This window comes from Pseudoalteromonas sp. MMG012, from assembly GCF_018100875.1.
In the GTDB taxonomy this organism is placed as follows: domain Bacteria; phylum Pseudomonadota; class Gammaproteobacteria; order Enterobacterales; family Alteromonadaceae; genus Pseudoalteromonas; species Pseudoalteromonas aurantia.
The window spans coordinates 16,064-32,340 of sequence record NZ_JAGJEF010000033.1; the positions used below are offsets into that span (position 1 = coordinate 16,064).

The following is a 16,277-nucleotide window of genomic DNA, read 5'->3' on the forward strand; positions in this document are numbered from 1 at the left end:
TGCACAGTTAGCCATCGCTTGTATTATTAAAGTAGAATTGGTTGCTGTGCGGTGGTTTCTCTATATTGCGAGCAACGTTCTTGCAATTTAGAGAATGTGATGAAAAATAAATTAGTATTGTTTATAACTGGGTGTGTTTTTTCACTTTCAAGCTTTGCTCAGACGGACTCTGACGAGGGGTTATTTGAATTATCTTTTGAAGAATTGCTTGATGTAAACATTAGTTTAGCTACCAAAACCGCAGAAACACGCGCAAGCGTCCCCTCGAGTATCACTGTTTTCAATCAACAGCATATTTCTTTATTAGGTGTAAATAGCGCCTATGAATTAATGAATTTTGTGCCAGGCTTTCAATCTACTCGGGGTGATTGGGTTGGTGCAGTTCCAAAAGAACACACACGCGGTGTTTATTTAGACAGTGGCAATGTATTAGTGATGATTAACGGCCTTCGGCTAAATGAATCATCGTTTGGTAAAGCCTCTGTGTACATGCCTTTTATTCCAGTTGAAATTATTGAACGCGTTGAGTTTATACGCGGCCCTGGTTCGGCTTTGTATGGTAGTAATGCATTTCTAGGCGTCATGAATGTTGTTACAAAACAAGATGCGAATCAAATCTCGGTTGCGCTGGGAGAGCAAGGACATGTAGAAGGGAGTGTTAATCTGTTTAAGCAACTGAATGAAGAGATTGATGTATATGCCAATTTATCATGGCAAACACGCAATGGTGAGCGTTACATGCCTTTTAATGTGCGTGATCCTATAGAAACACATTTTGTTGAGTTGGGGATGAAATGGCAAAATGGACGGCTTTCCATACATCATAATCGAACTAAACTTCGGGAGTTTGTAAATTTAGCTGGCTGGTCGGTAGGGAATGAACACAATAGCGAAAATATTGCGTTTAATTTGACACATCAATGGTTAAGCAATGAAAAGTGGCAGGTAACCAGTGATGTTCAATTTATTGAGCATGAAATAATAAGCAATGGCTTAATTGCACCCGCCGAGTTATTGGGTTTAGAGAGTGACTTTTTTGTAGGTCCAGCTTGGCAAACACAAGATGCCACCATTAAGTTAGATGCTTCTTACACATTTGATGCTGAACTTGTATTGAACTTTGGCGCTGAATATTCGGAAGAAGAGCAATCGAAAGCTGGGATCAGGACAAGCTATTTCGATTTTGAACGTGGCGATGTTTACGTTGATAAACCGTATGATCAAAATGGATTAACGACGGTCTACGATTACGATGCTTTTAGTGGTCTGTTACAATTATTTGATTCATATGCGGTTTATGGTCAAGTTAAGTATGGTATTACCCCTGATACGACGTTATTTTTAGGGGCTCGATTTGATGAGGTGAAACACATTGATAATAAGCTCTCACCTCGGTTAGCGATTATTTATAATATTTATGAGCACCATACCGTAAAGCTTCAATATGGGGAGTCATTTAGAACGCCTGTGAGTAACGAGTTGAATTCAAATGACGATGTCACCATTGGCAATCCAAACTTAAAATCTGAATATGTTAAAACAACGGAGCTGGTTTGGCATGCCCAGTATGATTCGTGGCAGGCTGACGTGGTTGTATTTGACAATGAACTAGAAGACTTTATCAACCTAGTACCGATTGATGCAGAGCAAGGTCGTTTTACTTTCGATAATGTGTTTGAAACAAGTATGCAGGGTGTGGAGCTCAACGGTAACTTCAATTTGTCGAACAACACATGGTTTGAACTAGGCTATACACAATTATTCGATGAACCGTTTAATGCCAGTTTTAAACGCTTTGGTGCATTGGCATTAACACATCAGTTCTTAGATTTTCAATTGAGTATTAATGCAGTTTGGCGTGATAGCGTTTTTGTTGAATCGCTTGATCTGAGCGTTTCTCCACATTTTAATCAATCGGCCTATTTTGTTTTTGGTTCAAGTGTTACTTGGCAATTATCACCTGTCCAGTCGTTGCAGCTAAAGGCACAAAATCTATTTGATAAAGGCTATGTTGTATTTGACCCTAGAATGCTTGATGGACAGCTTCCTGCAAAAGGACGGAACTTGCGTTTACAATACAGCTATACATTTTGATTTTAAAGCGAATATTCAGTTTTAATTCATACATAAACCTGCCAATCTAGATACCTATTGATATCAATTTCCCCAGTGTTGTGCCGCAACTTATAAGAAAACTTTGATCTAAAACAAAGAAAGAATAATTATACCTATAATGCAAATCTAAATGAAAATAATTATTGAATGCACCTTCTTTATTGGTTAATATTTCGCACGGTGAAACAATCTAATAAAAAAAGATGGGATAATTGTGAAAAATATTAAAAATATTGCGTTAACTTTAGTTTGTACTGCGGTACTAGCTGCATGTAGTGGTGATGATGGAAAAGATGGCACAGTTGGAACCGCTGGTGTTCAGGGTGAACAAGGCGTTGCCGGTGTCAGTAATTTCGTGACAGCACAAGATGTTGTTAACACAAATGCGCAACATGCATATGCCGCATTTGCCGACTCACTGATCGCAGCTAAATTTTTGCAAGAAAAAGTTAATGAATTAGTTCAAAACCCTACCGAGGCTAATTTTACTGCGGCGAAATCAGCATGGTTAGCAGCGAGAGAACCATATGGTCAAACTGAGGTATATCGATTCCGTGAAGGCCCTATCGATGCGTTAACAAAAAATGAAGCAGATGAATGGGTGCTTGTCGATGGTGAAGGTCCAGAAGGTGCAATTAATGCGTGGCCTTTAGCTGAAGCTTTGATTGATTATACGATTGATATGGATGGTAACGAAGGTCGTGGCAACGCTGCTGTCTATCAAAATGGTGGAAATATTATTCATGATGCAACATCTTTCCCTGTTATCACCAAAGCACTTCTACAAGAGAAATTTGAGTTAGATGGCGAAGAAGCAAACGTCACTTCAGGTTACCATGCAGTTGAGTTCTTACTTTGGGGGCAAGATTTAAACGCTGATCTTACTTATACCGCAAACCGAGATTACACAGCTGGTCACCGCCCTGTTACTGATTTTTATACCGCCGCAACCATCCCAGCTGATGAAGCAAATGGCAGAACATGTACATCTGGTGAACAAGGTGCACAAGATGCTGTATGTGAGCGCAGAGCACAATTTCTAATTGCAGCAGCTGATTTGCTGGTGGATGATTTGCAAAACGTTGTTAACGCATGGAAACCAGGGTCTGGCTTTCACTATAGTGAATATACAAAAGCAGAAAATGTTGATAAGAGTCTAGCATCGATGTTTGAAAGTATGGGTCGCTTGAGCTTCGGTGAGTTAGCGGGTGAGCGTATGAGCATTGCGGTTCGAACTGATAGTCAAGAAGATGAACATTCGTGTTTTTCTGATAATACACATAGAGATATTTGGTTAAATGCAAAAGGTGTTCAAAATCATTATTCAGGTTCTTACACCAAAGTCGATGGTGAAGCACTTATAGGTGCCAGTATTCATGATCTGCTTGTTGTGAAAGGGCATCATGAACTAGCAAATGAGCTTCGTGCAGCTTTTGAAGCAACGATGGCGACGGCTTCGGTGATTGATAACACAGCTAAGCTAGGCATGTCTTTTGATGTTCAAATACAAAATGAACAAAATAAGCAAGATGTCTATTCGACGATTCAAGCGCTTGTAAAGCAAACAGAATTGATACAAAAAGCGGTTGATGCGCTTGGCTTAGAAATTGATAACTCACTTAAAGGTGATACGGAAGAAGATATCTAATACATATCCTTTAATTTCTATAGTGGCTGATGCAACGTCAGCCTTTTTCAGTTTTCTGCATTGCAATTTTGCATTGGAGAAGTAGGGGCACTGAAGATGAATTTTTTAAATAAATATAACTATATAGCGGCATTTTTAGTCACTATTTTGCTGTCGGCGTGTGGCGGCGGTTCGAGTGAATCAAGTAATCCAAACACAGGCACACCGCCAGATACCAGTACACCACCAGATCCCGTTCCAGATACGTCAAATCACGCATTTTCAATTACCGTAAATGATGGGTTACCACCATTATTAACAGATAAAGCAGATAATAATGAGTATTTATCGGCGGGTTCTGCAACTACAACTATCCAAAACAATGATGCTTATAGCCAGGCTATTCCTGCAATTGTGCAACAGCCTGAGCGTGATGCTGTTTTTAAAGCTGGAGATCATACATTTAGAAGTAATCATGATGGCGAAGGTCCATTGTTTAATAATACGAGCTGTCAAGGCTGCCATATCAAAGATGGCAGAGGCGAGGTGCCGTCATCGAGTGACGAGCCAATGATGAGCATGTTCTTAAGGGTGGGGGATTCAAAAGGCCGTATCGATCCAATATATGGCGATCAGATCCAAGTGTTTGGCGTAATTGAAGGTGAATCAGGACCTATATTAGCGAAATATCAAGGTGCGATTAACGAAGGCTTATCCTACGGCGAAGCATATACTTGGGTTGAATATGAAACACAACAGGGTGAGTTTTCAGATGGAGAGAGTTACACACTTAGAAAACCCATCTATAAAGTGAAAGATTTGGCATATGGAGACTTTAATGAAGATGTCATGTTTTCGGCTCGAGTGACGCCACATGTATATGGCTCAGGCCTAATAGAAAGCATTCCTGAATCGTCAATTCTGGTCTACGCAGATCCAAATGACAGTAACAACGATGGTATATCGGGTCGAGCGGCATATACATCGCAACCTATCACTGGCGATCGTCAGTTAGCAAGGTTCGGACAGAAGGCCGTTACAGGGTCGATACTACAGCAAATATCAGGTGCGTATCGCGGAGATATGGGGGTGACCAGTAGCCTAAATCCTGAAGAGCCGTGTACGAATTTGCAACCAGCGTGTGATCAGCAAGCATTGCGAGAAAATAACAGGCACCACAATGGTGTAGATCTAAATAATATTGACTTAGCACAAGTTGAATTTTATAACCGAACGCTAGCTGTGCCTAAGCGTAGAGGGTTCGACGAAGCGAGTAATACATGGAACTCAGACGTATTAGCAGGAAGAGGTTTGTTCTATAAAGCTAATTGCCATAGTTGTCATGTACCACGCCATAAAACCGGTAAGGCGCTCGGTAGTATTTTAGGAGATGTTGACTTGCTACAAATCAAAGAAACTAAAACCAATATTACCGCACTTGAGGAATTAGTGATTTATCCTTACACAGATTTGTTATTGCATGATATGGGGGGGTCCTGTGAAGTTACTCGAGAATTGGCGTCGGGTGAAAGTTGCACAAATGGTGAGCAGTGTGTGTATGTCCAGCGATGTGACGGGTTAGCCGATGGACGTCCGGAGGGAGATGCAACAGGAGTAGAATGGAAAACCCCGCCTTTATGGGGGATCGGTTTAGTGAAGACGGTTAACCCTAAAGCGACTTTTTTACATGATGGTCGGGCATTGACAGTTGAAGAAGCGATTTTATGGCACGGCGGTGAAGCGCTTGCGGCTCAAAAAAGCTATATCAACATGACTAAAGCAGAGCGCTCAAACTTACAGGCATTTTTGAACTCGTTATGATAATAAGACGCAACCATCGATTAAATATGCGGATTATTATTGGCGTTATACTGCTCGTTGGTGCTGCTTTATATAAAGTAGCTGAATCCTTTGACGATACGCCGCAATTTAGCGCGAGTGAATTAAAACCTGGAGGCGAGACAACCCGTAAATCAGTGTCTCACCGCACATTTGTGTATCCAGCAGAGAATGTGCCAATTATGACTCAGTTAGATTTTTGGGATGGGTTTTCTTTTTTTAGAGATCCATGGGTTGCATCACCGGCCATTACCAAGGATCGAGATGGATTAGGGCCGCTGTTTAATGCTCGGTCATGTAAAACATGCCATGTAGATGGTGGCCGTGGAAAGCCACCGAAGCATGGGGAGCTTGCGCCACCAGCGTTGTTGTTTCGGTTTTTGAATATAAAGAGTTACATGGCAGACAGTCGATATGGCGGACAACTACAACCTCTTAATGTGCGTTTGTCTCATGCTAATTTGGACGGGCCAGTGAAAGGCGAGGGGCAAGTTCGCGTGTTTTATGACCAGATAGTCGGAACATATACCGACGGCACTGAATATACCTTACGAAAACCTCGATACCAATTTGAGAATTATCATTATGGTCAAATGGATAGTGACTCTAGGCTATCAGCACGTTATGCACCTGCAGTTTATGGTATGGGGCTATTGGATGCAATTAAAGCAGAAGACTTGCTAGTACAAGAAGATATCGACGATCTCGACGGTGATGGAGTCAGTGGAAAATACAACTTTGTTGTAGATGCGATTGACCAGACTCGACAGATTGGCCGCTTTGGCTTTAAAGGACTGCATAGCACATTAGAGCAACAAATTGCGGGAGCCTTTGTAAATGATATTGGTATTACTAATCCAATATTTGAGCAAGAACAATGTTTACCTCATCAAGTTCGATGTCAACAAGCTGCTGATGTTGATCCTAATGGCACACTAGATATACCAAAAAAGCTACATGACCTCACTGTCTTTATGGGTCAAACCATAGCAGTACCACCTGCTCGGGATTTAACCAGTGATCAAGCGATACAGGGGCGAAAACTTTTTTATCAGATTGGATGTAATACATGCCATACCCCGAGCTATATAACGGATCCTGATTATGCTATTGCGGCAATCGCGGGTCAAAAAATTTGGCCTTATACCGATTTGGCTTTGCATGACATGGGAGAAGGACTGGCAGATGAAGGCATAGAAAATTCAGCAACTGGTATTGAATGGAGAACCCCGCCGCTATGGGGGATTGGTCTACAAAAACGCGTACAAGGCTTCGCTGCGTATTTGCATGATGGTCGAGCCAGAACCATAGAAGAAGCGGTGTTATGGCATGGTGGTGAAGCAAAGTCACATCAACAAAAATTTATTGATCTAAAAATAACAGAACGTGAAGCATTACTTCACTTTATTAATCAAATTTAATCGAGGCTGGATCTACAATGAACTTATTTTCGGAGCCTAGAATGGCGTTACACACATTAAGACCTATTGCTTTAATATTAGCAGGCGTATTTAGTTTTTCTTTCTTGTCAGGATGTGGTGGTTCATCTGGTGGGACGGATACAACCCCGACAACCCCAACGACACCTACAGTACCAACGACTCCGACTGTCGGTTCTTTAAGCGTGAATGATGGTTTAACGAAGCTAGCAGCAAGCTTAGTTGATAATACAATATTGCCAGCGTACCAAAATATGTACTCAGCGGCTAAAAAGTTAGAAAGTAATAGCACAGAATTTTGTGCGTTAACTACGCCTTCAAATACTGACTTAGAAAAGCTTAAACAAACGTGGCGTGAAACAAACTTGGCTTGGCAGGCAGCTAGAACTTTGAAATTTGGACCCATAGCTGGGACATTCTACTACTCACGAGTGCAATTTTGGCCGATATCGGCTAATAAATTAGCCTTGGATGTAGAGGCTACATTGGCAGAAAAAAGTGATTTTTCGGAAGGGTTTGGTAGTCAAAAGCACCAAATTCAGGGCTTACCAGCAATGGAATATGTGTTGTTTAACGATAATTCGGCAACATCACTGCTCAACGCGGATGATAAAGAAAATAGGTGTGGTTATGTTAAGGCTATCACAACTAATGTAAGTGATATTATGGAAGATACCTTATTGCAGTGGAACTCAGGGTACGCACAGAGTTTTAAAGAAGGGAGTGGCGATTTCGATAGTAAAAAACATGCAGTAGAGAAGTTTCTGACTATATGGTTTGAATATCTAGAGATCATCAATGACGACAAGTTGAAAGCGCCGTTAGGTGTTGGCATCCCAGGTAAGCCTGATTTACTCGAAAGTGCTATCAGCTTAAGCTCATTAGATAATATAGCTGTTAACATCAATACCTTATTTGCTCAGTATCAAGGGGGCAATGAATTTGGTTTTGACGATTACCTAACTCAAGTCAAAGGCCGAGAAGATGTCAATACTGCACTTATGACGGCGTTTGATACTTTATTGGCAAATGTAAATGGACTTAAAAGTGACACGTTAACTGATTTAATTAAAACCGATGAGGGCCAGCTTAAATTACAAGAACTCCGCAAAGCTATCACAGAGCTACGTAATATTATGAGTACTGATTTTGTACAAGTGACAGATCTTGCTCCAGGGTTTAATACCAACGACGGAGATTAAACTTGTCAGGCAATACAATACAGTTTGATGGTAGGCGAAAGTTTTGCAAGAACATGCTCGCAATTGGTGCAGTAGCTTCGGCTGCTATGCTAATAAGCGGTTGTGCATTTTCGGAAACATCACAGTTTGCCAGTGCATTCACCGACCTGTCAGGAAGGCATTTTATTGGGTGGTTTGACCATAATGGTAATATGCTTGGCCGAGTTGAAATACCAGAGCGAGCGCATGACTTAACTTATTGTTGTAAAAATAAAACGCTCTTTGCGTTTTCACGGCGACCAGGTAACAAATTATACGTTATTGATATTAATGCCGGTGCAATAAAAAAACAGCTATTATCTTCTGTCGGGCAGCATTTCTATGGACATGGTGTCTTGTCTGAGAGCGGGGACTTTTTGTATACCACCGAGAATCGGTTTGATAATAGCTATCAAGCATATGAGGGAGTGATCGTGGTTCGCAACACGACTAACTATGCAATTGAAGCTGAATTTTTAAGTGGTGGGGTAGGCCCCCACCAACTGGCATTGATGAATCAAGGTAATACAATTGTGGTTGCCAATGGCGGGATCCATACTCATCCTGCAAGTCCAAGGACCAAACTTAATATTGAATCAATGAAGCCCAACATTAGTTACTTAGATACGGTGTCGGGTAAGTTAATGGGATCATTTTCTCCACCGAATAATCAGCTAAGCACACGTCACTTATGCGTGTCTAATGATGATAAAGTGTATGTAGGGTGCCAATATCAGGGAGCTAAACATCATACTCAGCCACTTATCTTTTCACATAAGTTAAGTGAAGAGTCTGAACTAGAAGCGCTCAATACAGAATTAAATACATGGCGAGTGTTTAATCAATACACGGCAAGTCTGGCCATAGACCCTATGAATAAGCGGCTTGCTGTTACGTCGCCACGAGGCGGCGTAATAAGCTATTGGGATACTCAAACAGATAGCTTACTTGAAGTAACTAAACAGCGAGATTGCGCTGGTATAGCCAGTAGTAATGGACGATTTATGGGGAGTACGGGGCGAGGTTATCTCATACTGCAAGAACAGCGAAACGTGAGATTAAAGAGACATCAACTTAAATGGGATAACCATATGATACATATGGTATAAAGGAGGGGCGCGGATGTTAGTAATTTTAAGCGTTTGTGGTTTACTTTTAGCTGCGCCCTAAATATTTCTTCGGAAATAACAGAGTTAATATTCAAAAAAGTGTATTATTCATATGGTTTATTAATAATTATTTAGTCAAGCTTGGATAGCACGACTTTTATTTCACCTCTGACTTTATCAATATTCAACACAATCTTATCAACCGCTATTTTATCTTCATGAAGCTGTGGCCAATTGTCACGCCAGACCTGTTCTAAATTGGCAGCACTTTTTTCTATGTCAGTAGAGGTTAATGCACTGAAGTCGTTAATAAGCCCCACTTTTATCCAGCCTTTTCTTGGATTACCTTCGACTTTATCTTGGTCGTAATAAGCGTAATAAATAATTAGCTCTAGTGACGCGAGCTCTTTTAATGTTTCAAAACAGGCGACTCGGATATTGTTATTTGTCTCGGTTGATTCTAGACGCCATATATTATATGAAAATCCAACCAGCGCAAAAATCATACTAAAGATAACGCTAAGTTGGTAAAGCTGAAATTTTTTGTCGTTCATATATATGACAACCTTATTTTTTGGTAGTTACTGTTTAGATATTTTCATTTATAGCATGGTCCTAGCATTTATTCTCGTCATCGTGAGTTTTGAAATATGCTTAGTTGTGTATATTTTTCAAACTATTGATTTGATATAACATATCTTTATTGCTTTTTAAAGAAGCATCCCATATTTATATTGTTAACATTTGTAAATAAAGGTTTACATTAAAACTATACACTTAGGTTTGGTGTTTATTTGAACAGTTACAATTTGTTGATGTTTAAAGTTTTATTTTTTAGTAAATGAAATATGTATTAAATGTTAAGTTTGGGTTTATTTATTTCCAATGATGTCTAGGCTGGGTGATGTAACGGTTATTACTGTTGCAAAATTCAATTTATAAAAAGCCAATCTAAATGGCTGATAATACTAAACAACATTTTGGAGCGTAAACGTGAAACTATCACAAATCACTTTAGCCACAATTACAGCGATGGCATTAAGCTACGCAGGCAATGCAGCTGCTGCGAATAAGCAGTACTTGAACGTACAAGGGAGTATGAATAGCTTATTACAGTCTAATTCTACAACATTGTTGTCGGCAACTGCGAGTCAAGTTGTCGGTTTAGGTGCAGGGAACGATCTGGTCTTAGTTAAAGAATTTGCAGGAAAAAATGGCGAAGTTACTCGCCGATATCAACAAGTTTATAAGGGTGTACCGGTTGTCGGAGACCATGCGATTTTAACGTTTGATAAGCATGGCCAGGTGCAAAGAGCACATGGTGCCGCTGTATATGATCTTGCAAGTGATGTTAAAACGGTAAAACCATCATTAACGGAAGCTGTGGCGGTTAAAAAAGCGATAACGCAGCATCAAGCATTGTCAGGTACATCAGAGGAACTAACTCAGCATAATAAGACGTCTCGTTTAGTTATTTGGCTAGACGAAAACTCGACAGCACGACTTGCGTACGAAGTGACATATGTTACCTATGGTAAAACGCCTTCTCGACCGTATCAGATCATTGATGCGCATTCGGGTGAAATAATTCACAGCTTTGATAATCTACAGCATGCAAACGCAACAGGCCCTGGTGGAAATGCTAAAACAGGCAAGTATGTATACGGCACAGACTTTGGTCATCTTGACGTCGCGCAGTCAGGCAATACTTGTACGATGACAAATGCCAATGTTAAGACAATTAACTTGAATCACGGTACAAGTGGCAGTTCAGCACATAGCTTTACGTGCCCAGAAAATACGGTAAAAGAGATTAATGGTGCATTTTCGCCACTTAACGATGCGCATTATTTCGGAAATGTTGTTTTCAACATGTATAACGATTGGATAGGAACAGCCCCATTAACCTTCCAATTAAAAATGCGAGTTCATTATAGTAATAACTATGAAAATGCGTTTTGGGATGGCAGTGCAATGACTTTTGGTGACGGGCAAAGCACATTTTACCCGCTCGTAAGTCTTGATGTGTCAGCACATGAAGTGAGTCATGGTTTTACTGAGCAAAACTCAGGCCTAATATATAGTGGCAAATCAGGTGGCTTGAATGAAGCGTTTTCTGATATGGCGGGTGAAGCAGCTGAATTCTATATGAAGGGTTCTAATGACTGGTTAGTAGGACAAGAGATATTCAAAGGGACTGGCGCACTACGTTATATGAATAATCCAACACAAGATGGACGTTCAATTGATCAGCAATCTAGCTATACGTCAGGTATGGATGTTCACCATAGTTCAGGAGTGTTCAATAAAGCTTTCTATAACTTAGCCACAACGGCGGGTTGGGATACTCAAAAAGCATTTAAAGTGATGGCTAAAGCAAACCAACAATACTGGACTGCAAGTACTAACTGGGACTTAGCGGGTAATGGTGTGATGGATGCAGCATGTGATCTTAACTACAACACCGATGATGTAAAAGCGGCGCTTGCTGCGGTTGGTGTTGTATCTAACTTGAGTTCGGGTAGTTCATGTGGCGGTGGTGAGCCACCCATTGGAGATGAAGAGATAAGCAATGGTGTTGCGCGTACTGGCATTAGTGGTGCGGCAAAAGAGCAAAAGTTCTTTGTGCTTAACGTGCCTGCTGGCGCATCAAACTTAAAGTTTGAAACAACAGGTAATTCAGGGGACGCTGATCTATACGTTAAATTTGGTTCTCGCCCATCGTTGTCAGTTTCAGATTGTAAAAGTACGACCTCTAGTAGCAATGAAACATGTTCTATCGCAACATCTCAAGCCGGTGCTTATTATGTGATGGTAGAAGCATGGAATGCAATTTCAGGAGTGTCTTTAACTGGAAGCTATTCAACAGGTGGTTCAACTCAACCAATCGACAGAACAGAAAGTAACGTGAGTGTAAGTCGCAATGGCTGGACACGTTTCACGCAAGACTTGAGCGCAGGTTATTCGTCATTAGATGTCACAATCTCAGGTGGTACAGGGGATGCGGATTTATATGTGAATTTCGGTTCACAGTCTACAACAACATCTTATGAATGTCGCCCATATAAAAATGGCAACTCAGAAACATGTACGATCGCCAACCCACAGGCGGGTATATGGCATGTAGATGTTCGCGGTTATAGCGCAGCAAGCGGTGTCACTTTAAGCATAAAAGCGAATTAATACCTAGGACTAAGCAAGGGAGCTTCATGCTCCCTTTTTTGTTTATCAGACAATGGAATTTAGTTATGAAACATCATGTAAAGTACTTACTGAGCTGCTTTTTTTTACCCATGGGGCTGTCGGCTTCTGAAGTATCAAGTGAGCATGTTTGGGTCACAGTTGGGCCTGACGCTGCTCACCACTATAAATTGAAAAAAAGCTTGCTGGGTGAACAGCTACAATCAAAACCCAGTTTTCATCAACATGCCCAGTTATTAAATATCAATGTAAATCAAGTGAATGAACTAAGTGAATTTATGCACGATAATTACCATCGTTGTGGTGGGTTCGTTGCACATGATTCACTAGAGGAAGCGCACACGTATTTGGCTCAACTGGCGTTGGTTGAGCAGCAACAAATTCAGCCGCTGGCGGTAAATTATACAATAGATAACCCAGATACGGTGAATGCCCTGATAGGGAAAATATCGGCGAGTAATTTAACGAATACAGTGAATACAATGTCGGCATTTCATAACCGTTATTATACACAGCAAACGGGCATAGATGCTTCTGAGTGGTTAAAAGGTCATTGGCAACAAATTGCTCAGTCTCGCAGTGATATTAGCGTAGAATATTTTTCGCATAGTTGGGCACAGTCCTCGGTGGTTGTAACCATTGCTGGTAGCGAAAAAGCAGATGAAATAGTTGTTATTGGAGGCCATTTGGATTCAATTAACAGCGCGAATGCCAGTGGTGGAAGAGCCCCTGGTGCAGATGACAATGCATCGGGAATTTCCGTGTTAACTGAAGCTCTGCGGGCAGTGGTTGCAAGTGATTTTAAGCCAAAAAGAACGATAAAAATCATGGGCTTTGCTGCTGAAGAAGTGGGGTTAAGAGGTTCGAAGGCTATAGCTCAATCATACAAGTCACAAGGCAAAAATGTTGTGGGAATGGTACAGTTTGATATGACGGGTCGTAATGGTAGCACTCAAGACATTGTGATGATGACTGATTATACCAATGCCGCACAGAATACATTTTTAGGTCAACTAATAGACGCTTACTTACCGGCAATGAGTTATGGCTTTGATCAATGTGGTTATGGATGTTCAGACCACGCGTCATGGCATCAACAAGGTTATGCCGCTTCAATGCCTTTTGAGTCTAAGATGGCTGACATTAATCGTAAGATCCACACAGTAAATGATGCTGAATTTGACGCAGACCATGCAAGCAAGTTTGCTAAATTGGCGGTCACCTATTTGGCTGAGTTAGGTAAGTCTGCTGGAACAATAGATCCACCACCAGTTGATAACAGTTTGGAAAATGGCGTTACAAAAACAGGGATAACTGGGGCTGCAAAAGCACAGTTATTTTACACACTTGATGTCCCCGCTGACAGCGCCAACTTAAAATTTAATACATCAGGTGGAACAGGCGATGCCGACCTTTACGTTAAGTTTGGCGCTAAACCATCGCTACAATCTTATGATTGTAAAAGTACCAACTCGAATAGCAATGAAACATGTAACATTACAACTGCACAAGTTGGTAAATATCATGTGATGGTTGAAGCGTGGAACGCCATTACAGATGTCAGTTTAGTAGGCAGCTATCAAGTCCAAAATGGTGGACCTACTCCCATCAATCGTACTGAAAGTAATTTGTCAGTAACGCGAGGTGGCTGGGTTCGTTTTAATCAGATGCTAGATTCTGGCTATCAAAATTTAACGGTTACGGTTTCCGGTGGTACAGGAGACGCTGATCTTTACGTTAAACATGCAAGCGATGTGTCAGAGTCAGTATATGATTGTAGACCTTACAAAAACGGCAACCAAGAGAGTTGTACATTTGATTCGCCAGCATCTGGGCAATGGTTCATCGGTATGAAAGGATATAGTGCAGCCAGCGGTATAACACTTTCGGTCACTGCGAATTAGTGTGATATTAAAGTTAGGTGATACGACTTAGTATCACCTTCATTATATTAAATAATCTCAGGTTTGGATAAGGGTTTTGAAATAGGAAATATTTTGTAAACAAACTTACGTACAATTCAATGATGATATTTTGTTCAATATCAAGGCACTTTTATGCAGTTATAGCGGGCTGTTACAAATGAAAGCAACGCCGAGAGTGAGAAAAATAGCTTTATTGTCAAATACGCTTACCCAGAACTGAGGTTAAATATAATTCCTCACTTGAGCTATGCATTCAGCTGCTCCATACTCTGCCCTCAATTAATTATTACTATTGTGTAAATTTATTCAAGATATTATGACTGTGAATTCAAAGAACAAAAATAGGTTTAACCAGTTAATACTGTTACTTGGGCCAAGTATTTTTTTATTAACTTGCCTTACAAATGCACCAGTTGGTATGGAGGTGAATGCATGGAGAACTGCTGGGCTGGCTCTTTGGCTAGCTATTTGGTGGGTTAGTGAGGTTGTTCCAATACCTGCGACGTCATTGGTCCCTCTGGTCGCAGTGCCACTTGCAGGTATTAACGACATTAGAACAGCGGCAAGTTTGTATGCACATCCATTGATTTTTCTTTTCCTAGGTGGTTTTTTAATCTCAATTGCTATGGAAAGGTGGCAGCTACACCGACGAATTGCACTTCATACTATGCTGCGAAGCGGCAATAATCCGAAGCGGCAAATTTTGGCTATGATGTTGGTCAGTGGCTTTTTGTCGATGTGGATCAACAACACCGCAACAACCCTGATGATGTTGCCGATTGCATTGTCTGTTATTCACGTTTTAAAAGAAAATAGTCAAGGTGACGATAATTATGGGAAAGCGCTTTTACTGGCTATTGCTTACAGCGCCAGTTTAGGTGGGATTGGAACAATTATTGGCACAGCCCCGAATGCGTTAATGGTGGCATATTTATGGGAAAGTTATCAAATTAAAATAGGCTTTGCACAGTGGATGGCACTGGCTGTGCCATTTAGTTTTATTATGATCATAATTTGTTGGTACTGGTTGACTCGTTTTGCATTTAAGCTGCAAGACGATAAGCAGGATGACACAGTTAATTTATCTACTTTATTTAGACAACAGTTAAGCGAACTTGGGTCTATGACTTTAGCAGAAAAAAACGTGCTGGCAGTATTCGTTTTTGCTGCGGTCAGCTGGATTTTGAGACCATATATAGCACAATTTACAGGATTAAATATCACCGATACAGGTATTGCAATGATAGCAGCAATTATGCTGTTTATTTTGCCCGCGAAGAAGAAAACAGATGAACGAGTACTCGATTGGCAGTCGGCCAACCAGTTGCCATGGGGAATTTTATTGCTGTTTGGTGGCGGCTTAACGCTTGCTGCTCAAATTAAATCTTCAGGTTTAGCCGTGTACATTGCGAACTCTTTAGCGGGAGCATCAGCAATGCCGATTGTTATTGGGGTTTTAGTTGTTACTGCTTTAATTTGTTTCTTAACGGAAATGACCAGCAATACGGCGACGGCTGCTGGGTTTTTACCCTTGCTTGGGCCTGTTGCTGAACAAGTTGCAGGCACGCCGCTTATATGGGTTATTCCGGCTGCGATTGCCGCAAGTTGTGCATTTATGATGCCAGTTGCAACACCGCCCAATGCAATTATATTTGGCTCTGGTGAAGTAAAAATAAAAGAGATGATAAAAGCAGGCTTTGCGATGAATGTTATCGCCATTGCGATTATAACAGTGATGACCATGAGTGTAGGGTCATTGGTGTTTGGCTTTTAAGGACATATTCATTAAGGTCGAATGTAAA

General features: G+C 40.9%; 10 protein-coding genes. 9 read left to right on the top strand and 1 reads right to left on the bottom strand.

All coding sequences use genetic code 11. From position 1 onward, the window contains the following. The first annotated feature begins 99 nt into the window (after positions 1–99). The 6 genes from J8L97_RS12330 (at position 100) to J8L97_RS12355 (ending at position 9,349) form a co-directional block, all read left to right on the top strand. The gene (locus tag J8L97_RS12330) at positions 100–2,094 is read left to right on the top strand and encodes a TonB-dependent siderophore receptor (protein ID WP_211050088.1); all 1,995 of its coding nucleotides are present in this window, start codon (positions 100–102) and stop codon (positions 2,092–2,094) included. A gap of 235 nt (positions 2,095–2,329) precedes the next feature. After that, positions 2,330–3,763 (top strand): imelysin family protein, encoded by a 1,434-nt coding sequence (locus tag J8L97_RS12335; protein ID WP_211050090.1) that lies wholly within the window; start codon positions 2,330–2,332, stop codon positions 3,761–3,763. A gap of 96 nt (positions 3,764–3,859) precedes the next feature. Then, positions 3,860–5,563, top strand: a complete 1,704-nt coding sequence (locus J8L97_RS12340) for a di-heme oxidoredictase family protein (protein WP_211050092.1) — start codon at positions 3,860–3,862, stop codon at positions 5,561–5,563. Between the two features lie 26 nt (positions 5,564–5,589). After that, a complete protein-coding gene (locus J8L97_RS12345) occupies positions 5,590–7,002 on the top strand; it encodes a di-heme oxidoredictase family protein (RefSeq protein WP_211050094.1) in 1,413 nt (470 codons plus the stop codon). A 17-nt stretch (positions 7,003–7,019) separates the two neighbouring features. Then, positions 7,020–8,222, top strand: a complete 1,203-nt coding sequence (locus J8L97_RS12350) for an imelysin family protein (RefSeq protein WP_211050096.1) — start codon at positions 7,020–7,022, stop codon at positions 8,220–8,222. 2 nt (positions 8,223–8,224) lie between these two features. Beyond that, positions 8,225–9,349, top strand: coding sequence for a DUF1513 domain-containing protein (locus J8L97_RS12355; protein WP_211050098.1), 1,125 nt, complete (start codon positions 8,225–8,227; stop codon positions 9,347–9,349). 131 nt (positions 9,350–9,480) lie between these two features. Here the strand turns inward: J8L97_RS12355 and J8L97_RS12360 are convergent, their stop codons facing one another. Further along, on the bottom strand, positions 9,481–9,903 hold the full coding sequence (locus J8L97_RS12360; protein WP_211050100.1) for a hypothetical protein: 423 nt from the start codon (positions 9,901–9,903) through the stop codon (positions 9,481–9,483). 439 nt (positions 9,904–10,342) lie between these two features. Here J8L97_RS12360 and J8L97_RS12365 point away from each other — a divergent pair, with 439 nt between their 5' ends. The 3 genes from J8L97_RS12365 to J8L97_RS12375 all read left to right on the top strand — a co-directional run bounded on the left by J8L97_RS12365 (position 10,343) and on the right by J8L97_RS12375 (position 16,249). Continuing rightward, entirely contained in the window at positions 10,343–12,532 is a 2,190-nt protein-coding gene (locus J8L97_RS12365; RefSeq protein ID WP_211050102.1) for a M4 family metallopeptidase, read from the top strand. 65 nt (positions 12,533–12,597) lie between these two features. Continuing rightward, entirely contained in the window at positions 12,598–14,454 is a 1,857-nt protein-coding gene (locus J8L97_RS12370) for a M28 family metallopeptidase (RefSeq protein ID WP_211050104.1), read from the top strand. Between the two features lie 337 nt (positions 14,455–14,791). Beyond that, positions 14,792–16,249 (top strand): DASS family sodium-coupled anion symporter, encoded by a 1,458-nt coding sequence (locus tag J8L97_RS12375; protein ID WP_211050106.1) that lies wholly within the window; start codon positions 14,792–14,794, stop codon positions 16,247–16,249. The last annotated feature ends 28 nt before the right edge of the window (positions 16,250–16,277 follow it).

Excerpts from the sequence above, each read along its gene's own strand:
- J8L97_RS12375 (WP_211050106.1), top strand. The coding sequence starts at position 14,792 with ATGACTGTGAATTCAAAGAACAAAAATAGGTTTAACCAGTTAATACTG.
- J8L97_RS12330 (WP_211050088.1), top strand. The coding sequence starts at position 100 with ATGAAAAATAAATTAGTATTGTTTATAACTGGGTGTGTTTTTTCACTT.
- J8L97_RS12370 (WP_211050104.1), top strand. The coding sequence starts at position 12,598 with ATGAAACATCATGTAAAGTACTTACTGAGCTGCTTTTTTTTACCCATG.
- J8L97_RS12360 (WP_211050100.1), bottom strand. The coding sequence starts at position 9,903 with ATGAACGACAAAAAATTTCAGCTTTACCAACTTAGCGTTATCTTTAGT.
- J8L97_RS12350 (WP_211050096.1), top strand. The coding sequence starts at position 7,020 with ATGAACTTATTTTCGGAGCCTAGAATGGCGTTACACACATTAAGACCT.
- J8L97_RS12345 (WP_211050094.1), top strand. The coding sequence starts at position 5,590 with ATGCGGATTATTATTGGCGTTATACTGCTCGTTGGTGCTGCTTTATAT.
- J8L97_RS12340 (WP_211050092.1), top strand. The coding sequence starts at position 3,860 with ATGAATTTTTTAAATAAATATAACTATATAGCGGCATTTTTAGTCACT.